The sequence below is a fragment of the Arthrobacter sp. CJ23 genome, from assembly GCF_024741795.1.
In the GTDB taxonomy this organism is placed as follows: Bacteria; Actinomycetota; Actinomycetes; order Actinomycetales; family Micrococcaceae; genus Arthrobacter.
The window spans coordinates 2,372,946-2,392,885 of sequence record NZ_CP102950.1 but is presented as its reverse complement, the minus strand read 5'-3'; the positions used below and the strand labels follow the sequence as shown (position 1 = coordinate 2,392,885).

General features: G+C 66.5%; 17 protein-coding genes and 1 tRNA gene. 7 read left to right on the top strand and 11 right to left on the bottom strand.

The annotated features are described in order from the left end of the window. Nucleotides 1–5 precede the first annotated feature (5 nt). The gene (locus tag NVV90_RS10550) at nucleotides 6–839 is read right to left on the bottom strand and encodes an undecaprenyl-diphosphate phosphatase (RefSeq protein WP_258437265.1); all 834 of its coding nucleotides are present in this window, start codon (nucleotides 837–839) and stop codon (nucleotides 6–8) included. Between the two features lie 52 nt (nucleotides 840–891). Here NVV90_RS10550 and NVV90_RS10545 point away from each other — a divergent pair, with 52 nt between their 5' ends. Then, nucleotides 892–1,824 (top strand): aldo/keto reductase, encoded by a 933-nt coding sequence (locus NVV90_RS10545; protein WP_258437264.1) that lies wholly within the window; start codon nucleotides 892–894, stop codon nucleotides 1,822–1,824. A gap of 41 nt (nucleotides 1,825–1,865) precedes the next feature. On the opposite strand, the gene NVV90_RS10540 is transcribed toward NVV90_RS10545, so the two are convergent. Beyond that, on the bottom strand, nucleotides 1,866–2,141 hold the full coding sequence (locus NVV90_RS10540) for a hypothetical protein (protein ID WP_258437263.1): 276 nt from the start codon (nucleotides 2,139–2,141) through the stop codon (nucleotides 1,866–1,868). A gap of 39 nt (nucleotides 2,142–2,180) precedes the next feature. Between NVV90_RS10540 and NVV90_RS10535 the strand changes: the two genes are divergently transcribed. Further along, on the top strand, nucleotides 2,181–2,414 hold the full coding sequence (locus NVV90_RS10535) for a DUF5703 family protein (RefSeq protein ID WP_258437261.1): 234 nt from the start codon (nucleotides 2,181–2,183) through the stop codon (nucleotides 2,412–2,414). Between the two features lie 55 nt (nucleotides 2,415–2,469). Here NVV90_RS10535 and NVV90_RS10530 read toward each other — a convergent pair whose 3' ends face one another. Both NVV90_RS10530 and NVV90_RS10525 read right to left on the bottom strand, forming a co-directional pair. Beyond that, complete coding sequence (locus NVV90_RS10530; RefSeq protein ID WP_258437260.1) at nucleotides 2,470–3,630, bottom strand: acyl-CoA dehydrogenase family protein; 1,161 nt, start codon at nucleotides 3,628–3,630, stop codon at nucleotides 2,470–2,472. Between the two features lie 12 nt (nucleotides 3,631–3,642). After that, nucleotides 3,643–4,947: a M20/M25/M40 family metallo-hydrolase gene (locus NVV90_RS10525; protein WP_258437259.1), complete on the bottom strand. Its 1,305-nt coding sequence runs from the start codon at nucleotides 4,945–4,947 to the stop codon at nucleotides 3,643–3,645. A gap of 264 nt (nucleotides 4,948–5,211) precedes the next feature. On the opposite strand from NVV90_RS10525, the gene NVV90_RS10520 reads away from it, so the two are divergent. Continuing rightward, nucleotides 5,212–5,294 (top strand) — tRNA-Leu (locus NVV90_RS10520). Between the two features lie 133 nt (nucleotides 5,295–5,427). On the opposite strand, the gene NVV90_RS10515 is transcribed toward NVV90_RS10520, so the two are convergent. From NVV90_RS10515 to NVV90_RS10505, 3 genes are read right to left on the bottom strand one after another with little or no spacing between them, the layout of a single operon-like run. Next, on the bottom strand, nucleotides 5,428–6,339 hold the full coding sequence (locus tag NVV90_RS10515; RefSeq protein ID WP_258437258.1) for a MaoC/PaaZ C-terminal domain-containing protein: 912 nt from the start codon (nucleotides 6,337–6,339) through the stop codon (nucleotides 5,428–5,430). Then, complete coding sequence (locus tag NVV90_RS10510; protein ID WP_258437257.1) at nucleotides 6,336–7,676, bottom strand: 3-oxoacyl-ACP reductase; 1,341 nt, start codon at nucleotides 7,674–7,676, stop codon at nucleotides 6,336–6,338. Before NVV90_RS10510 ends, NVV90_RS10515 begins: the two co-directional genes overlap by 4 nt. Nucleotides 7,677–7,684: 8 nt before the next feature. Then, nucleotides 7,685–9,037, bottom strand: a complete 1,353-nt coding sequence (locus NVV90_RS10505) for an acetyl-CoA C-acetyltransferase (RefSeq protein ID WP_258437256.1) — start codon at nucleotides 9,035–9,037, stop codon at nucleotides 7,685–7,687. Between the two features lie 66 nt (nucleotides 9,038–9,103). Here NVV90_RS10505 and NVV90_RS10500 point away from each other — a divergent pair, with 66 nt between their 5' ends. Together NVV90_RS10500 and NVV90_RS10495 are read left to right on the top strand one after the other, a co-directional pair. Beyond that, nucleotides 9,104–9,811 carry a TetR/AcrR family transcriptional regulator gene (locus tag NVV90_RS10500; protein WP_396125398.1) on the top strand — a complete coding sequence of 236 codons (708 nt, stop codon included), beginning with the start codon at nucleotides 9,104–9,106 and terminating at the stop codon, nucleotides 9,809–9,811. A gap of 35 nt (nucleotides 9,812–9,846) precedes the next feature. Then, a complete protein-coding gene (locus tag NVV90_RS10495) occupies nucleotides 9,847–11,943 on the top strand; it encodes an acyl-CoA dehydrogenase (RefSeq protein ID WP_258437254.1) in 2,097 nt (698 codons plus the stop codon). A gap of 173 nt (nucleotides 11,944–12,116) precedes the next feature. On the opposite strand, the gene glgA is transcribed toward NVV90_RS10495, so the two are convergent. Next, the gene (gene glgA, locus NVV90_RS10490) at nucleotides 12,117–13,331 is read right to left on the bottom strand and encodes a glycogen synthase (protein ID WP_258437253.1); all 1,215 of its coding nucleotides are present in this window, start codon (nucleotides 13,329–13,331) and stop codon (nucleotides 12,117–12,119) included. Nucleotides 13,332–13,429: 98 nt separating this feature from the next. On the opposite strand from glgA, the gene glgC reads away from it, so the two are divergent. Continuing rightward, nucleotides 13,430–14,848: a glucose-1-phosphate adenylyltransferase gene (glgC, locus tag NVV90_RS10485; protein ID WP_258437252.1), complete on the top strand. Its 1,419-nt coding sequence runs from the start codon at nucleotides 13,430–13,432 to the stop codon at nucleotides 14,846–14,848. An 87-nt stretch (nucleotides 14,849–14,935) separates the two neighbouring features. Then, nucleotides 14,936–16,387, top strand: coding sequence for an SDR family NAD(P)-dependent oxidoreductase (locus NVV90_RS10480; RefSeq protein ID WP_258437251.1), 1,452 nt, complete (start codon nucleotides 14,936–14,938; stop codon nucleotides 16,385–16,387). A gap of 75 nt (nucleotides 16,388–16,462) precedes the next feature. Here the strand turns inward: NVV90_RS10480 and NVV90_RS10475 are convergent, their stop codons facing one another. From NVV90_RS10475 to NVV90_RS10465, 3 genes are all read right to left on the bottom strand, one after another. After that, complete coding sequence (locus NVV90_RS10475) at nucleotides 16,463–17,314, bottom strand: transglutaminase family protein (RefSeq protein ID WP_258437250.1); 852 nt, start codon at nucleotides 17,312–17,314, stop codon at nucleotides 16,463–16,465. After that, entirely contained in the window at nucleotides 17,311–18,237 is a 927-nt protein-coding gene (locus NVV90_RS10470; protein WP_258437249.1) for an alpha-E domain-containing protein, read from the bottom strand. Before NVV90_RS10470 ends, NVV90_RS10475 begins: the two co-directional genes overlap by 4 nt. A gap of 67 nt (nucleotides 18,238–18,304) precedes the next feature. Then, nucleotides 18,305–19,861, bottom strand: coding sequence for a circularly permuted type 2 ATP-grasp protein (locus tag NVV90_RS10465; RefSeq protein ID WP_258437248.1), 1,557 nt, complete (start codon nucleotides 19,859–19,861; stop codon nucleotides 18,305–18,307). Between the last annotated feature and the right edge of the window lie 79 nt (nucleotides 19,862–19,940).

Below are 19,940 nucleotides of genomic sequence, written 5' to 3'. Positions count from 1 at the left end.
TAGTGCTAGGCGCTGATGACATTGAAACCGAGCAACACATACAGGGCGAGGCCGAGCACGATCCGGTACCAGACAAACAGCCGGTAGCTGCGGGTGGAAACGAACTTCAGGAACCAGCCGATGATGACATATCCCACGACGAAGGCGATGACGGTGGCCATGGCTGTTTCCGGGAGGCCATAGGGCCCGGTGATGCCTTCGTTGGATACGGTTTTGTACAGCTGGTACAACCCGCTGCCGAAGACCGCTGGAATGGCCAGCAGGAAGGAGTACCGGGCGGCTGCCTCACGGGTGTAGCCCATGAGCAGGCCCGCCGTGATGGTCCCGCCGGAGCGGGATACCCCGGGGATCAGCGCCATGGCCTGGGCAAGGCCGAACAGGATGCCGTGCTTGTAGCTCAACTCGCTGAGCTCGCGCTCTTGCCTGCCGACGGCATCGGCCACCGCGAGGATCATGCCAAAGACAATGAGCATGGTGGCCACGATCCACATGCTGCGCAGTACGGATTCAATCTGGTCCTGGAACAGCAGGCCGAGGACGATGATCGGCAGGCTTCCCAGGATCACCAGCCAGCCCATGCGGGCGTCGGGGTGGTTGCGGGCAACAGTTCCGCGGAGCGAACCAAACCATGCGCAGACAATCCGCACAATGTCCCGCCAGAAGAACACAATGACGGCGGTTTCCGTGCCCAGCTGCGTGATGGCCGTGAAGGCCGCCCCCGGATCGGCCGCTGTCGGAAGGAACGAGCCGACAATGCGCAGATGCGCACTGGAGGATATCGGGAGGAATTCGGTAAGGCCCTGCACCAGGCCAAGCAAGGCTGCTTCTATCCAGTTCACGTGAATAGACCCTACGTCATGAAGTCGGGGAACTGCCCGTAAGCTTGCAGTCATGCAGCAGCGTTACGTCGGCAACAGCGGTTTTCGAGTCTCTTCGGTGTCCCTGGGGACCATGTCCTGGGCTCAGGAAACGGATGAGCAGGATGCCGCCGAGTTGCTCCACACTTTCATCGCCGCCGGGGGCACCCTGATCGACACCGCGGCCTCGTATGCCCAAGGCCAGGCCGAGGCCATGCTGGGCGCCATGCTGGGCGACGTAGTGGCGCGCTCGGAAGTGGTGATCTCCACGAAGGCGGGGGTCTCGACGTCGGACGCGCGGCGCAGCGTGGATGCCTCGCGCGGGGCGATGCTCTCCTCGCTCGATGCGAGTCTGGCACGGCTGGGAACCGACTACGTGGACATCTGGTTCGCCCATGCTTGGGACGACAACGTGCCGTTGGACGAAACGCTCTCCGCGCTTGAATTGGCGCAGCGCAGCGGCCGGGCCCGCTATGTGGGCATCTCCAACTACAACGGCTGGCAGACGGCCAAGGCCGCCGCGGTCGCAGGCCTCACCTTGGTGGCCAACCAGTCCGAGTATTCGCTGCTCCAGCGCAAGCCTGAGGATGAACTCGTTCCGGCAATCGAGGACGCCGGACTGGGACTCATGGCCTGGGCGCCGCTTGGCCGCGGAGTGCTGAGCGGCAAGTACCGCGGCCAGATCCCCGGAGATTCCCGGGCAGCGCAGGGCCGTTTGTCGGCCTACGTGGAACCGTATCTGGAAGCCAGAGGCTCCCGCGTGGTGGAAGCCGTGGCCATGGCGGCACGCGGCCTGGGACGCACGCCTCTGGATGTATCCCTGAGCTGGCTGCTGTCCCGTCCGGGCGTTGCCACGGCAATCGTGGGGGCACGCAATACGGTCCAGCTCAAGGAACTCCTGGATTCACAGCTGACGCCCTTGCCGGCAGAGATCGCCCGTGCCCTCGAGGATGTTTCAGCCGTCTAGCTCATCATCCGCGGCCTGACCGGCCCACTTACTGGTCCTCGCTACTGCTGGTCGACGATTTCGAGGTCGTCCTCGTCGATCAGTTCATCATCGTCGTCGTCGGCTTCGTCTTCGTCCTCGTCGAAGACCTGCAGCGGTGTCACTTCCGAGTAAGCCTCGTACAGTGCGTCCTCGTACACTTCGAAGGCATCCGCGACGGCGAAAAATGCTGCCTCCACGGCTGGATCACCCTCGCCTCTGCGGGCGGATGCGGCCACCAAGTGTTCTTCCAATGCGGCGGTCAAGGACTGAAGCGCGACACGCGGATCGATGCTCATGACTTCACGTTAGCCCGAAATAGACGAAAATGGAGAGGGATGAGAGAACAATTTCTGAGCAGCTCGGTTGAGCGCCTGCGGGACTATGCCAAGCAGTACGAGTACCTCGTAGTGTCCGTCAGTCCTGACGATTCCTTGCCGGATGTCCGCCGCAGGATCGTGGAACACGCCGAGTACGGCAAGTGGGAACTGGAGCGCAGCATCCTCTATGTGGGCGGCGGACGCCGCTTCTGGCTGCGCCGCAAGGTGACCACGGTGCAGCGGACCGTATAAGGTCCTGGCGCTGCAGCGCAGCGCTGCAGACGCCCTGCAGCGCCCTCCCCTGCCTTCACTGCTCGAGCGGTCCCAGCCAGGCGTTGGCCACCGTGCTGTGCGCCGATTCCTCGTTCGAGGGGTGGAAAATCCCTGCCAGCACGTCGCGGTACAGCCGTTCAAGCTCGGAACCACGGAAGTAGCTGGAGCCTCCGGAGACCCGGATAGCCGTGTCCACCACGGCCCGGGCGTTCTCCGTGGCCCGGATCTTGAGGCCCACCAGCTTGGGGAACCACTGCGGTCCGTGGTCCACCAGCGCATCCACATCGTGCGCGATGGAGGCGAGCTGTGGCTGGATTCCGTCCATCGCCATGGCCGCTCCGGCAATCTTCCAGCGGATGTCGGGATCCTGCGCGTAGCTGCGGCCACCGTACTTGGCCGAGCTCCGTCGTTTCGCGGCTTCCACGGCCAGGGTGAAGGCACGTTCGCCGATGCCCGTGTAGACGGCGGCCAGGAGCGTTTCGAAGCAGGCGAAAATGGCAAAAATCAGGGGATCCTGGTTGGGTCCCACCGGCAGCTTCCGGAAGATCCGCTCCGCCGGAACCATGGCACCCTGCAGGAGCGTGGTGTTCGACTGGCTGGCACGCATGCCCAGGGTGTTCCAGTCCGTGAGGGTCTCATGGCCAGGGGTCGCCCGTTCGATGAAGCCGAACACCAGCTCGCCGTCGCCGTTGCGGGCGGCGGCGTCCTTGCCGAAGATCCCCAGCCGGCTCCAGCCAGGGGAGAGGCTGGTGAAGATCTTCCGGCCGGTGAAGCTGTAGCCCCCATCGTCCTGCGGTGCGGCCGTGGTCCCGGAGTCGAAGAGCATGGAATCGTTGCCGGCTTCTGAAATGCCAAAGGCGAACACTTCCCCCTGCCCTGCCTCCTTCAGCACGAAACCCAGCGAGTCGTCGCCGCGCGCCGCCAGGACGTGCGCGACGCCGGTCCACACCAGGTGCATGTTCACGGCGAGCGCCGTGGCCGGGGCCGCCGTCGCCAGCCTGCGCTGCAGCGCAGCCGCCGCTTCCAGCCCAAGGCCCAGCCCTCCGTCGGGGACAGGGACGAAGACCTTGAGGTACCCGGCGGCGGCAAGTTCCGCCAGATCCTCGTGGAAGAAGGAATTGTCCTGGTCATAGCCCGCGGCGCGGCCGCGGATGCGTTCCAGGAGCTCGTCGGGCAGGATCTCCTCGGGAGTCAACGCACCGCTCCCCTAGTAGTTGCTGAGCAGCGTGTTCAGCACGCGGCTGCCGAACTTCAGGGAGTCCGCCGGGACCCGTTCATCCACGCCGTGGAACATGCCCGTGAAGTCGAGATCGTCGGGGAGCATGAGGGGCGCGAAGCCGTAGCCGGTGATGCCGATCTTGCTGAGCGATTTATTGTCGGTGCCGCCGGACAAGGTGTACGGCAGCACCTTGGCGCCGGGATCCTCAGAGTGGAGTGCGTCGATCATGGCGTCCACCAGGTTGCCTGCGAAGGGAACCTCCAGGGACACGTCCTTGTTGACGTAGCTGACATCCACGCCCTCCCCGGCCAGTTGCTTGATGGTCTCGAACACGAGTTCCTGCTGGCCCGGCAGGGTGCGGCAGTCCACCAGGGCCTCGGCCGATTCCGGAATGACGTTGTGTTTGTAGCCCGAGCGCAGCAGCGTGGGGTTGGAAGTGTTCTGCAGGGTGGCACCGACAAAGCGGGCCACGGTGCCGAGTTCCTTGAGCAGGATGTCAGGGTTGCTGGCGTCGAACTCGACGCCGGTCAGTTCCGTCACGCCGTCCAGGAACTGGCGGGTGGTGGGCGTCAGTTCGATGGGCCAGTGGTATTCGCCGATCCGGGTCACAGCTCCGGCCAGGCGGGTGATGGCGTTGTCCGTATTGATCTGCGAACCGTGGCCTGCGCGGCCGTGGGCCATCAGCCTCAGCCAGGAGATGCCCTTCTCTGCCGTCTGGAGCAGGTAGGTGCGCTGGCCGCCGATGGTTGCCGAGAAGCCGCCCACCTCGGAGATGGCCTCGGTGGCGCCATCGAACAGCTCACGGCGGTGTTCGATGGCGTAGCGGGCGCCGTACGTACCGCCGGCTTCCTCATCGGCGAAGAAGGCAAAGACGATGTCGCGTTTGGGCTTGCGGCCTGTCCGGGCGAAATCGCGCATGACGGAAAGGATCATGGCATCCATGTCCTTCATGTCCACGGCACCGCGGCCCCAGATAAGGCCGTCCTTCAACTCGCCGGAAAAGGGATCGACGCTCCACTGGTCCTTCAGCGCCGGCACGACGTCCAGGTGGCCATGTACCACCAAGGCCTCCGCGGAGGGATCCTCGCCGGCCAACCGGCTCACCACGTTGGCGCGGCCGGGGGCGGATTCGAAGATTTCGACGTCCAGACCGACCTCGCTGATCAGCGCGGCCGTGTATTCGGCGGCGGCACGCTCACCCGGTCCCGAATCATCGCCGAAGTTCGAGGTATCGATCCGGATGAGTTCCTGGCAGATCCGGACTACTTCGTCCTCGGGGCGGATGGCAGACATGGAACTCTCCTTGCTTGGCGGGCTGTTGGTCCGGGGACACCGGACGGTTCCCCGCCCGCAGGCTGCCCCACGTCCCTTCAGCCTACCCACCGGCGGCCGGGTCAAGGTGGTGGATTCCGGCGATTCACGACGCGGAAATATGGGCAACCGGGCCCTGACCAGCACCGATTTTTTCATGGCCGGAATCCGTGTTAGAGTTTTTCTCGCTGCTTCGAAGGAAAGAGAAGCGCCGGAAGGCGCAGAACCGGACTTTGAATACCACCTGCGCGGGTGGCGGAATGGCAGACGCGCTAGCTTGAGGTGCTAGTCCTCGAAAGGGGGTGGGGGTTCAAGTCCCCCTCCGCGCACAAGTACAAGGCCTGGAATCCACGGATTCCGGGCCTTGTTTGTTTTGGCGTTTGCTTGGGCAGGAATCGAGAAATGGGATCCCGGCTCTTTGCGCGTGCGAAAGAGCCGGGATCCCACGTCCGGATGATGGCCCTACAGGGCGGCCACGCTCCCGCTGAAATGCCGGCGGCCGCTGCGGGGATTCCAGGCGACGTAGTCGGAGCGCTCCCAGGCCCCTGCGCTGGACTGCGTGGTGCCGATGCCCAGAGCCACCCGTGCGGGAAGGAACACGGGCGCCTCGAAGGCGACCTCCCAGACAAAGGATTCACTCTTCACGGCCCCGACGTCGGCGAGCGCCCGCGAGGCCAGGTACATGCCGTGCGCGATGGAACGCCGCAGGCCCAACGCCTTGGCGGACAGCACGCTCAGGTGGATGGGGTTGAAGTCGCCCGACACGGCGGCATAGCTGCGTCCGGCGTCCAGCCCCAGCTGCCACACAGCAGTGGGGTCCGGTGCCTTGAAGTCCGACGGCACGGACGGCGCCGTCGGCTTGTCGATGCCGGGCAGGAACACTCCCTTGGACAGGTACGTGGAAACGCCCCGCCACAGCAGTGCGCCGCTCCCGTGGCTGCGCACCTCGGCGACGACGTCCAGCTGGGTTCCGGCTCGGTGTCCGCGCAGATCTTCCGCCCAGGCACGGATGTCCAGGGATTCGGTGAAGGGCACCGGCGCGTGCTGCACCACGTGGTTGCGGAGGTGGATCATGCCCAGGAGGGGCAGAGGAAAGTTGTCCCGGTTCATGACGCTCATGGCCACGGGGAACGCCAAGGCGTGGATGAAGCCGGCCGGCAGCAGGTCACTGGCCGTCTCCCCCACGAGGTGCTGGTAGCTGGTCAGGTTCCCGACGTCGGCCAGCACGCCCCGGACCTCGTGGCTCTCTGCCGGGAGCGCGGTTCCGGCAGCGGACCCCAGCACGCGGCGGCGGGCGGCCATGGCTGCCGCGTTGACGTACAGCTTGGACAGCGACGGCAGTTCGCCGAGGATGATGGTCTGCGCCGCGCTCATGCCCCCACCAGATTCTGCCCGCACACCCTCAGCACCTCGCCGGAGATGCCCCCGGCAGCGTCGCTGGCCAGGAAGGCGATGGCTTCTGCAACGTCGCCGGGCTGGCCGCCCTGCTGGAGGGAGTTGAGCCGGCGGGCGATCTCGCGCGTGGCGAAGGGGATCCGTGCGGTCATTTCGGTTTCGATGAAACCGGGCGCGACGGCGTTGATCGAACCACCGCCGTCGGCAAGCAGCGGTGCCGTGGCACGGACCATTCCGATCACACCTCCCTTGGAAGCAGCGTAGTTGCTCTGCCCGCGGTTGCCCGCGATGCCGCTGGTGGAGGCGACGGAAACTATCCGGGGGTGATCCGTGAAGTGGCCGGATGCCATCAAGGCCTCGTTGATCCGCAGCTGCGAAGCGATGTTCACGGCCATCACCGAGTTCCAGCGGCCTTCATCCATGTTGGCCAGCAGACGGTCCCGCGTGATGCCGGCGTTGTGGATGACGATGTCCAGGCGGCCGTGCCGTTCCATGGCGTGCCCGATGATCCGTTGCCCGGCGTCGGTACGGCTGATGTCCAGCTGCAGCGCCGAGCCGTGGACTTCGTTCGCGACTTCCGCCAGATGGTCACCGGCGGCGGGGATGTCCACCACCACGAGCTTGGCACCATCGCGGTACAGGGTCCGGGCAATCGCCGCACCGATCCCGCGGGCCGCGCCCGTGACGACGGCGACCTTGCCCGCAAGCGGCTTCCCGGCGTCGTCGGGCAATGCGCCCGCGGCGGAGGTGACGGTCAGGAACTGGCCGTCCACGAAGGCCGAGCGTCCGGAGAGGAAGAATCGCAGAGCACCAAGCGCCGAGGGGCTGGTGGACTCGACGCCGTCGGCAAGGATGATGCCGTTGGCCGTGGCGCCTGCCCGCAGTTCCTTGGCAACGGAGCGCAGGAGGCCATCGACTCCCTGGCGGGCCGCCGCCACCGCCGGCGTCGCGGCCGAGGATGCTGCGCGGGAGACGGTGACCAGGCGGGCGTTCGGGGCCAGATCGCGCAGGGACGCCCCCACGGTCAGCACGGGCTTGCCGAGGTCATCAGGATGCTCGACGGCGTCGAGCACCAGGACGATGGCGCCCAGTTTTTCCTTGGGAAGGGCGTTGCGGCGGACGTCGAGGCCCCAGGCCAGAAGTTCGGTGGCCAGCCCGTCCGCGCCGATGCCCTCGCCCTGTACCAGGACAGGGCCGGTGAGCAGCGGATCGCCCGGATTGTGCCGGCGAAGCACCACGGGCTGGGGCAGGCCAAGTTTCCTGGCGAGGTCCTTGCCGAAACCCCGGCTGACGAATTGCGTGTATTTGTCCGTCACGGTTCCTCCTAGTGGGCTTCCAGGATGGCGACGACGCCCTGTCCGCCGGCGGCGCAAATGGAGATGAGGCCGCGTGCCGGACGGCCGTCCACCTGCCCCTTGTCGTGCAGCATCTTGGCGAGCGAGGCAACGATCCGGCCACCGGTGGCAGCGAACGGGTGTCCCGCGGCCAGCGAGGAGCCGTTGACGTTGAGTTTGGCGCGGTCGATCTTGCCAAGGGCGCCGTCCAGGCCGAGCCGGGCCCGGCCGAAATCCTCGTCTTCCCAGGCGGCGAGGGTGCTGAGCACGGTGCCGGCGAAGGCCTCGTGGATTTCGAAGAAGTCGATGTCCTCGAAGCCCAGCCCGTTGCGGGCCAGGAGGCGGGGCACGGCAAAGACCGGGGCCATGAGCAGGCCGTCCTTTCCGTGGACGAAATCGACGGCGGCCGCCTCGCCGTCCAGCACGGTGGCCAACTTCGGCAGGCCGCGGGCATCCGCCCACTCTTCACTGGCCAGAAGGACCGTGGAGGCACCGTCGGTGAGCGGCGTGGAGTTTCCGGCGGTCATGGTTGCTTCGGAGCCGAGGTTCCTGCCGAAGACAGGCTTAAGGCTGGCGAGCTTCTCCAGGGTGGTATCGGCACGGAGGTTCGAATCGCGGCTCAGGCCCCGGTAGGGCGTGATGAGATCGTCGAAGAAACCGCCCTCATAGGCGGCCGCCAGGTTGTGGTGGCTGTTGTAGGCGAGTTCGTCCTGGGCTTCACGGCTGATCTTCCACTGGGCCGTGGTGAGTGCCTGGTGTTCCCCCATGGACAGGCCGGTGCGGGGCTCCCCGGTGTTGGGGGCGTCCGGGGCAAGGTCCTTCGGACGGATCCGGGCCAGCGTGCGCAGCTTCTGGGTGGTGGACTTGGCGCGGTTGAGGTCCAGCAGGATTTCCCGGAGGCCCTCACTGACGGCGATGGGGGCGTCCGATGCCGAGTCGACGCCGCCGGCGATCGCCGAGTCGATCTGGCCCAGCTTGATCTTGTTGGCCAGCCCCAGGACGGTTTCCAGGCCCGTGGCACAGGCCTGCTGGAGGTCGTAGGCGGGGGTCTCGGCCGAGAGTGCGGAGCCGAGCACGGCTTCACGGGTGAGGTTGAAGTCGCGGGAGTGCTTCAGCACGGCGCCTGCGGCGACCTCGCCGATGCGCTCTTCCTGGAGCCCGAAGCGGGCAATCAGCCCGTCAAGTGCTGCGGTCAGCATGTCCTGGTTGGAGGACTTGGTGTAGGCGCCGCTGGTGCGGGCGAACGGGATGCGGTTGCCGCCCACCACCACGGCCTTGCGCAGGCGGGGAGCTGCGCTGGGGGTTTCCTGGGCCCGGAATGCGGCCTCTTCTGCTGCAGCCATGGCTGTCTCCTTTGATCACAACGGTTACTGATACCCAGCGTACCTGATACGCTGGGTATCGTGAACGTGTCCCACCCGGAAAATTCAGCTCCCGCCGGCGCCATCATCGACGCCGGCGCCCCGGCCGTCGACGGCCGCGCTTCGCGCTGGCAGAACCACCGCGAGGAGCGCCGCCGGGAACTCATCAAGGCCGCCCGCAAGGCCGTCCACGCGCTGGGCAGCGATGCCTCCATGGAGGACATTGCCACCGCCGCCGGCACCTCGAAGTCCGTGTATTACCGCTATTTCGGAGACAAGGCCGGGCTTCAGCAGGCCATGGGCGAAGTGGTCCTGGGGCAGATGCAGCGGCGCATGCGTGAGGCGGCCCAGTCCGCCGAATCCCCGCGCGAGGGACTGTTCGCCATGGTGTCGGCCTACCTGCAGATGGCCGAATCCAGCCCCAGCGTCTATGCGTTCGTGACGCGCCTGACCCCCGGGGAGGCGTCGGCACAGGATGCGATAGCTGCCTCAGGCGCGCTCGGCAACTTCTTCGAACAGATCACGGCGATGATCGCGCGGCCCATGCGCGAGTACATCGGTGCCGGGAAGGAACCACTGATCGACTACTGGCCGACGGCGGCCATCGGCCTGGTGCGCAACGCCGGTGAAATGTGGTTCGGCTCCCCCGCCTCACCTGAAAAGCCGGATCAGGCCGCCATGGCCGCCCGCATCACCGACTGGCTGTGCGTGGGAATCGCACCCGAACTCAAGACCAACACCCAGAACCAGCAATGACCCATCAGTTGTCCGGAACCAAAGAAGGAATCACCATGACTGAAGTAGCTGACCGCACCACTGCCGGCGCCCCGGCAACTTCTCCGGAAGAGCCCGAAACCGTCCTGCCCGCCGTCGACGTCGCGGCCCTGGGCGAGCTCCTGCTGGGCGACTGGGCGGACATCCGCCGCGCGGCCAGGGAGCTCGCAGGCCGCCCGGAGGTCCACAAGATCGAAGGGCTCACGCACACGGAGCACCGCGAGCGCGTGTTCAGCCAGCTGAAGTACCTCGTGGACAACAACGCCGTCCACCGCGCTTTCCCCACGCGGCTGGGCGGCTCCGATAACCACGGCGGCAACGTAGCCGGCTTCGCGGAACTGGTTACCGCCGATCCCTCCCTGCAGATCAAAGCCGGTGTGCAGTGGGGCCTCTTCGGCTCCGCCGTCATGCACCTGGGCACCCAGGAGCACCACGACAAGTGGCTCCCGGGCATCATGAGCCTGGCCATCCCCGGCTGCTTTGCCATGACCGAGACCGGCCATGGCTCGGACGTGGCAAGCATCGCGACCACCGCCACCTTTGACGAGGACAGCCAGGAGTTCGTCATCGACACCCCCTTCCGTGCGGCATGGAAGGACTACATCGGCAATGCCGCCAAGGACGGCCTGGCCGCCGTGGTGTTCGCCCAGCTGATCACCAAGAACGTCAACCACGGCGTGCACGCCTTCTACGTTGAACTCCGCGACCCGGACACGAAAGCCTTCCTCCCGGGCATCGGCGGGGAGGACGACGGCATCAAGGGCGGCCTGAACGGGATCGACAACGGCCGGCTCCACTTCACCGGCCTCCGGATCCCGCGCACGCACCTGCTCAACCGCTACGGCAACGTCGCCCCCGACGGCACATACTCGTCCAGCATCGAAAGCCCGGGCCGCCGCTTCTTCACGATGCTCGGCACGCTGGTCCAAGGACGCGTCTCGCTGGACGGCGCCGCGGTCGCCGCCAGCAAGCTGGCACTCAAGACAGCCATCCAGTACGCCACGGAGCGCCGCCAATTCAACGCTTCCTCCCCCACTGACGAGGAAGTCCTGCTGGACTACCAGCGGCACCAGCGCCGCCTGTTCACCCGGCTGGCCACCACGTATGCGGCCGGTTTCGCCCATGACCAGCTGCTGCAGAAATTCGACGACGTCTTCTCCGGCGCCCACGACACCGACGCCGACCGCCAGGACCTGGAAACACTCGCCGCAGCCCTCAAGCCGCTGAGCACCTGGCACGCGCTCGATACGCTGCAGGAATGCCGTGAGGCCTGCGGCGGCGCTGGTTTCCTGATCGAGAACCGCTTCGCCTCCCTGCGCGCGGACCTGGATGTCTACGCCACCTTCGAAGGCGACAACACCGTCCTCCTCCAGCTCGTGGCCAAGCGCCTGCTGGCCGACTACGCCAAGGAATTCCGCAACGCGGACTTCGGCGTGCTGGCCCGCTACGTGGTGGAGCAGGCGGCCGACGTCGCGCTGAACCGCACCGGGCTCCGGCAGGTGGCCCAGTTCGTTGCCGACACCGGTTCCGTCCAGAAGTCGGCCTTGGCGCTGCGCGACGAGGAAGGGCAGCGCACGCTCCTGACCGACCGGGTGCAGTCCATGGTGGCCGAGGTGGGCTCGGCGCTCAAGGGGGCAAACAAGCTGCCGCAGCACCAGGCCGCGGCACTGTTCAACCAGCACCAGGATGACCTGATCGACGCCGCCCAGGCCCACGCCGAACTCCTGCAATGGGAGGCCTTCACCGAGGCCCTGGGCAAGGTCACCGACCCCGGCACCAAGCAGGTCCTCACCTGGCTGCGCGACCTCTTCGGGCTCTCCCTGATCGAGCAGCACCTGTCCTGGTACCTTATGAACGGGCGCCTCTCCATGCAGCGGGGCCGCACCGTGGGCAGCTACGTCAACCGGCTGCTCACCAAGATCCGGCCGCATGCGCTGGACCTCGTGGACGCCTTCGGCTACGGCCCCGAGCACCTGCGAGCGGCAATCGCCTCCGGCGCGGAAGCCACGCGCCAGGACGAGGCGCGCAGCTACTTCCAGGCCCTCCGCGCCAGCGGAAGCGCCCCGGCCGAGGAGAAGGCGCTGCTCGCCCTGAAGGGCTCCAAGAGCCGCTAACACGCAGCGATGTCCCGTTGGTGAACTCTTGCGGAATCCTTGATGGACGACGACGGCGCCGCTCCCCTCCTGAGGGGAACGGCGCCGTCGTCGTTTGCTGTCCTGCGTTGATGTTCCGGGTTGCTGCCCCGGTTGCTGTCCCGGCGGTTTTCCGGTCTAGCGGCCCGCCGGCCCTAGGGAACGGCCGGAGCGGCGGCGAGCACCGAGCGGTAGACCTCAAGGGTGGTTTCCGTGATGGATTCCCAGGAGAAGTGCTCCTCCGCGCGTTTGCGGCCGGCCGCTCCCATGGCGCGGGCCCGGGCCGGATCCGACACAACCTCCGTGAGGGCGGCGGCAAATTCGCTGACGAACTTTTCCGGGTCCAACGGGGTGCCGGTACCGTCCGTGACCTGCTCCAGCTCCACGAGGAGGCCGGTTTCGCCGTGCTGGACGACCTCCGGGATGCCGCCCGTTGCGCTGGCGACCACCGCCGCACCGCAGGCCATGGCCTCGAGGTTCACGATGCCGAGCGGCTCGTAGATGGACGGGCAGGCAAAGGCCGTGGCATGGCTGAGCACCTGGATGAGTTCGTGGCGGGGCAGCATGCGTTCGATGAGCACCACGCCGTCGCGCTGGCTCTGCAGTTCCCCGATGAGCCGAGCCGTTTCTGCGGCGAGCTCGGGCGTGTCGGCCGCGCCGAGGCACAGGACAAGCTGCACGTCCGCCGGGAGGCTGGCGGCTGCCCTGAGGAGGTAAGGAACGCCCTTCTGCCGGGTGTTCCGGCCGACGAAGACCACGCTGGGCCTGGCCGGGTCGATGCCCAGGGCCCGGATGGCGTCGTCTTCCTCGTCACGCTGCCACAGCCCAACGTCGATGCCGTTGTGGACCACGCGCACCTTGGCGGGATCCACGTTGGGGTAGCTCCGCAGGATGTCCTTGCGCATGCCGTCCGAGACAGCGATGATGGCCGCCGCGGCTTCATACGCGGTCTTCTCCACCCATGAGGACAGGGCATAGCCGCCACCGAGCTGCTCGGCCTTCCACGGGCGCAGGGGCTCCAGGCTGTGGGCACTGAGCACATGCGGGATCCCATGCAGCAGCGAGGCCAGGTGCCCGGCCATGTTCGCGTACCAGGTGTGCGAGTGGACGAGGTCCGCACCCGCAATGTCCGGGACTATCCGAAGATCGACGCCCAGCGTCTGCACGGCGGCGTTGGCCTCGCCCAGGTCATCCGGCGTCGCATACGACGTCACCGAGGCCCCGTGGAAGCCGGGATCGCGGGGCGCACCGAAGGCCCGGACGTGCAGATCGACGTGCTGGGCGAGCACGCGGCTGAGCTCGGCTACGTGGACGCCGGCACCGCCATAGATTTCGGGAGGGAATTCTTTAGTCACAATGTCTATTCGCACGGTACCCAACGTAGTCGTTCCCGCGTATGTGTTCTAGTGTGAAAGGGTCCGGAAAATCGGACCTTTGGGGGCACAAAGACGTACGGGGAGCGACCACCATGGCGTTAAAGAAAGTATTGGCAATCGTACTGGCAGGCGGCGAAGGCAACCGCCTCATGCCCCTTACCGCGGACCGGGCCAAGCCCGCCGTCCCGTTTGCCGGGGGCTATCGGCTCATTGACTTTGCATTATCGAATCTGGTCAATTCCCGCTATCTGCAGATCGTGGTGCTGACGCAGTACAAGTCGCACAGCCTTGACCGGCACATCTCGGAGACCTGGCGCATGTCCACGCAGCTGGGCAAGTACGTGGCTTCCGTCCCCGCGCAGCAGCGTGTGGGCAAGAGCTGGTTCCTCGGCAGTGCCAACGCCATCTACCAGTCGCTCAACCTGATCCACGACGCCGACCCCGACATCGTCGTGGTGGTTGGCGCGGACCACGTCTACCGCATGGACTTCGAGCAGATGGTGGAGCAGCACGTGGCAAGCGGCGCCAAGGCAACGGTTGCCGCGGTACGCCAGCCCCTGTCCATGGCAAACCAGTTCGGCGTGATCGAAGTCGATCCGAACGATCCCCAGAAGATTGCCGCTTTCGTTGAGAAGCCTGCCAGCACGCCGGGCCTGGAAGCGGATCCCACCCAGTTCCTGGCCTCCATGGGCAACTACGTCTTCAATGCCGATGCCCTGGTGGACGCGCTCCGCATCGACGCCGAACGCCTCGACACCAAGCACGACATGGGCGGCGACATCATCCCCTACTTCGTGGACAAGGGCGAGGCGGGGGTCTATGACTTCACGCTCAATGACATTCCCGGTGCCACGGACCGCGACAGGACGTACTGGCGCGACGTCGGCACCATCGACTCCTTCTATGACGCCCACATGGACCTCATCTCGCCCGTGCCGGTGTTCAACCTCTACAACACGGAATGGCCCATCTACACGCGGCAGAGCATTTCGGCACCGGCCAAGTTCGTCCGTGGCGAAGGCAACGCCGTGGGAACGGCCCTTGACTCGATCGTCGCCAGCGGCGTAGTGGTCTCGGGCGGCATCGTGGAGGGTTCCGTGCTGTCCAACGATGTCTACATCGGCACCGGTAGCCGCGTCCAGGACTCCGTGATCATGGACAAGGTCCGGGTGGGCGAAGGAGCCGTCATCAAGCGTGCCATCATCGACAAGAACGTGAAAATCCCGGCCGGTGCCGCCATCGGGCTCGACGCCGAGCTGGACCGCGCGCGCGGCTTCAAGATCACGGAATCGGGCATCACGGTCCTGGCCAAGGGACAACACGTCCCCGAGCCGGACGCCGCCGAACTCGCACTGTCCGCGGACTACCGGCACAGCCTCCCGGAAGCCGTCCGGGCGGCCACGGAAAACCACCCGGACATCCGTGATTCGGCGGAGAAAATAGCCGGCATCCAGGCGGCGGCCGCCATCGTTGCCCCGTCCGCCGGACCGCGCGTGTCCGCACAGGTCTAGGCACCAGGCCCGGCCACCAGCACCGCCGGAAACCGACGCGGAACCTCGAGGCAGGCCACCGGCCTCCAAGGCTGTAAAATCAGGTCAATGAGCTCCACCGATCTGACGCCTGAAGAGATCCAGGCCTGCCTCAAGGTTCTGACCACGATCCACGTCTATGACGAGGAGCATCCGGACTATGTCGCGGTCCGCCGCGCCACCGGCAAGATGTTCAAGGCCGTCAAACGGCACCGGCGCGTCACCAAGCGCGATCTGATCGCCGAGGCCGACCGCGCCGTCATCGCCCTGACAGCCACAGCCGCCCCGGACCGGATCGACGACGAAACCCGCGGCAACAAGCTGGCCACCTCGGCCACGGGCGAGGTCGCGGGCCACCTGATCCGCTCCCGCCCCTGCTACATCTGCAAGCAGCACTACACACAGGTGGATGCCTTCTACCACCAGCTGTGCCCCGAGTGTGCCGCGTTCAGCCACTCCAAGCGCGACGCCCGCACGGACCTGAGCGGACGCCGGGCACTGCTGACGGGCGGACGGGCCAAGATCGGCATGTACATCGCGCTCCGGCTCCTCAGGGACGGCGCCCACACCACCATCACCACCAGGTTCCCCAAGGATGCGGCACGCCGCTTCGCGGCCATGGAGGACAGCGCGGAATGGCTGCACCGGCTGCGGATCGTGGGCATCGACCTCCGCGACCCGTCCCAGGTGATGGCACTCACAGACTCCCTGAACGAGGCCGGCCCGCTGGACATCATCATCAACAATGCGGCCCAGACCGTCCGCCGCTCCGGCAACGCCTACAAGCCCCTGGTCGATGCCGAGGACGAGCCCCTGCCCGCAGAGCTTCTGCCCGCCAACGGCGGCCCGGAGTTGGTGACGTTCGGCCATGCCCACGACAAGCACCCCCTGGCCCTTGCCAGCAGCGTGACCGAGCATCCGGTCCTGGCCGGTGACGCCATCACCTCGCTGGCGTTGTCGACGGGCTCGGCCTCGCTGGAGCGCATCGCGGCCGGCACGGCAATTGACGCCGGCGGCCTGGTGCCGGACCTGGCGGCCATCAACAGTTGGACGCAGGTCGTGGATGAGGTGGATCCGCTCGAAATGCTTGAGGTGCAGCTGTGCAACGTCACGGCCCCGTTCCTGCTGGTCAGCCGCCTCCGCGGCGCCATGAAGCGTTCGACTGCGCACCGCAAATACATCGTGAACGTTTCCGCCATGGAGGGGCAGTTCTCCCGGGCCTACAAAGGCCCGGGCCACCCGCACACCAACATGGCCAAGGCCGCCTTGAACATGATGACCCGTACGAGTGCCCAGGAAATGCTGGACGCCGACGGCATCCTCATGACCGCCGTCGATACCGGCTGGATCACCGACGAGCGCCCGCACTACACCAAAGTCCGGCTCATGGAGGAAGGCTTCCATGCGCCGCTGGACCTCGTGGATGGGGCGGCACGCGTGTACGACCCCATCGTCATGGGCGAAAACGGCGAGGACCAGTACGGCGTCTTCCTCAAGGACTACAAGCCGTCCCCCTGGTAGCTATTGCGTAGTCCAGATGGAGAGAGATATGGCCCTTGGGAGCGTTCCCAGGGGCCATATCTCTCCATGAACCGCCTATGCCAGGCGGGTGATCTCCACGGTGACCGTGAGCGCTGATCCTCCGCCGCCGGACAGCACGCCCTTCAGCGGCGGCACATCCCGGTAGTCGCGTCCGCGGGCAACGGTCACGTGGAAGTCTCCGGCCGGCTTGTGGTTGGTGGGGTCCCAACTGCGCCATTCTCCGTCCCACCACTCCAGCCAGGCGTGCGACTGCCCGGCCACGGCTTCGCCGATGGCCGCCGAAGAGCGCGGGTGGATGTAGCCCGACACGTAGCGTGCGGGAATCCCGCAGCTGCGCAGGGCTCCGATGGCCAGGTGTGCGAGGTCCTGGCACACGCCTTGGCGCTGGTTCCAGGCCTCCTCGGCGTTGGTGGTCACGCCCGTGGTGCCCTTCATGTAGGTCATCTCACCGCGCATCCATTCGAAGACGGCCAGCGCGGCCTCGTGCGGATTCTTGCCGGCCACCACGCCGGGAACGATCGCCAGGACTTCCTCGCCGGGGCCGCTGAGCCGCGACTGCGGCAGCCAGTCGCTGAATTGGTCGCGGGTCTCCTCGGAGGCCATGACGTCCCAGCCGACGATGTCGTCCTCGGTGGCCACCCGCTCGGTGCGGTGGACCTCCACCGTGGCGGTTGCCACAACCTCGAGGCGTTCGTGCGGAACCTGCATGTCAAAGGCCGTCACACGAGTGCCCCAGTAGTCCCGGTAGGTGCTGACGGACGCGTGCGACGGCGAGACCTTCAGGGAGGATTCCAGCACCACCTGCTGCGGATCCGTCAAAGGGGTCATGCGTGCCTCGTTGTAGGACAGAGTCACCCGGCGGTTGTATTTGTAGGCTGTCTTGTGCACGATGCTCAGACGGGTCATGAAACTTCTCCCACCCAGGCATGCTCATCCGCCTGATTGAAGTACTTACGGGAAATCGCATCGGACGCCTGCGTGACGGCTTTCTGCACACGTTCCATGTGTTCAGGGAGCTCTGACATGAGGTCGTCCGTGCGGTGGAACTCGAGGAAGGTCCGGGCCTGGCCCACGATGCGCCGGGCGTCGTTGATGAAGCCGACGCGCTGGGCGGAGGGGTCCAGCTTGGCCAGGCATTCATCGGCGTCGCGCAGGGCGAACACGATGGAGCGCGGGAACAGCCGGTCCAGCAGCAGGAATTCGGCAGCGTGCTGGTCACCGAAGGCGGCCCGGCGTGTCCTGAGGAAGGACTCGTAGGCACCCGCGCAGCGCAGCATGTTCACCCAGGACATGCCGGCGGACTGGACGTCCCGGGTGGAGAGCATCCGGGCAGTCATGTCGGCCCGCTCCAGGGAACGGCCCAGAACCAGGAAGAGCCAGCTTTCGTCGTGGCTCACGGTGGAGTCGGCGAGGCCGCGCACCATGGCGGTCCGTTCCAGGACCCAGTTGCAGAAGCGGTACGTGCCCACCACGTCCTTGCGGTGCTGGTTCAGCCCGTAGTACGTGGTGTTCAGCCCTTCCCACATCGATGATGACACCGTCTCGCGGGCACGGCGGGCGTTTTCGCGCGCAGCGCTGAGGGCACCCGCGATGGACGAGGCGCTCTGTTTGTCGTAGGCGAGCGAGTGCAGGAGTTCCGGCAAGCCGAAGTCCTCGCTCTGCGGCCGGGCCCCCATCACGGCAAGGAGTTCGCGTGCCACGCTGCGCTGTTCTTCCAGGGGCAGGTGGTTAAGCCGTTCCAGGTGGACGTCCAGGATCCGGGCGGTGCCGTCGGCACGCTCAACGTAGCGTCCGATCCAGAAAAGTGATTCAGCAATACGGCTCAGCATGGGACTGTGCCTCCTTCGCGTCCTGCAGGTCGACGTTCAATAAGTTTCGATGCGGCCATCCCGCGGCTCACTGCTGCTGGTCCGTCTGGCGGTCACGCCAATTGCTTTCCACGGGCCACACGGAGACCTGCTCGCGCACGGTGACCGTCTGGCGCGGCAGCGCCTCGTCGGGAAGCTGCGGGGTGTCCGCGAGGACCCAGGTGTCCTTGGAGCCGCCGCCCTGGGAGGAGTTCACGATCAGCGAGCCCTCCTTCAGGGCCACCCGGGTGAGTCCGCCGGGCAGCACCCAGACGTCCTCGCCGTCGTTGACCGCGAACGGCCGCAGGTCCACGTGCCGCGGGCCGAACCGGTCCCCGGACAGCGTGGGCACCGTGGACAGCTGCAGCACCGGCTGCGCGATCCAGCCGCGCGGATCGGCGAGCACCCGCTTGCGCAGGGCCTCGAGCTCCTCCCTGGACGCGTCCGGGCCGATCACCAGGCCCTTGCCGCCGGAACCGTCCACGGGCTTGACCACGAGCTCGTCCAGGCGGTCCAGCACATGCTCCCGGGCGTCCTTTTCCTCGAGCCGGAAGGTGTCCACATTGGCGATCACCGGCTCCTCGTGCAGGTAGTACCGGATCAGGTCCGGCACATAGGAATAGACGAGCTTGTCATCGGCCACCCCGTTGCCCACCGCGTTGGCGATGGTGACCCCGCCGGCCCGGGCGGCGTTGACCAGCCCCGGGCAGCCCAGCATCGAATCGGAACGGAACTGCAGCGGATCCAGGAAATCGTCGTCGATGCGCTTGTAGATCACATCCACGCGCTGCTCCCCCGCCGTGGTGCGCATGTAGACGCGGTTCCCGCGGCAGATCAGGTCCCGGCCCTCCACCAGCTCCACGCCCATGAGCCCGGCCAGCAGGGTGTGCTCGAAATACGCGCTGTTGAACACCCCCGGGGTCAGGACCACCACCGTGGGGTCATCGACCCCGGACGGCGCGGTCTTGCGCAGCGCGGACAGCAGCCGGCGCGGATACTCCTCCACGGGCCGGATGTGCTGCTGGCCGAAGGCCTCCGGCAGGCCCTTGGCCATCGCCTGGCGGTTCTCCAGCACGTAGCTGACCCCGGAAGGGACCCGGACGTTGTCCTCCAGGACCCGGAACGTGCCCGCCGCGTCACGGACCACGTCGATGCCGGACACATGCACCCGGACCCCGCCCGCCGGCTCGAAACCGTGCACGGCACGGTGGAAGTGCGCGCTGGTGGTCACCAGCTGCCGCGGAATCACCCCGTCCGAGACCACCGACATCCGCCCGTACACATCGTTCAGGAACGCCTCGAGCGCCCGCACCCGCTGGGCCACCCCGCGCTCCAGGACATCCCACTCATCGGCCGGGATCACCCGCGGCACGATGTCCAGCGGGAACGGCCGCTCCTCCCCCGCATAGTCGAAGGTCACGCCACGGTCCAGGAACGTCCGCGCCATGGAGTCAGCCCGGGCGGTGACATCCGCCAGCGACAACTCACTCAGGGCACCGGCCACCTGGCCGTACGATTTTCGGGCCTCTTGGCCGGGAGCAAACATCTCGTCGTAGGCACCGCTGCGGGCCGCGGCCTCGGAGTAACCCTGGAATAGCTCAGACATGGGAATTAGACAATCACCTTTTTGATTCGAACGCATTACGCACTAGTTGTGTTGCGCGGTCCGGGTCCTCACCGGTTCG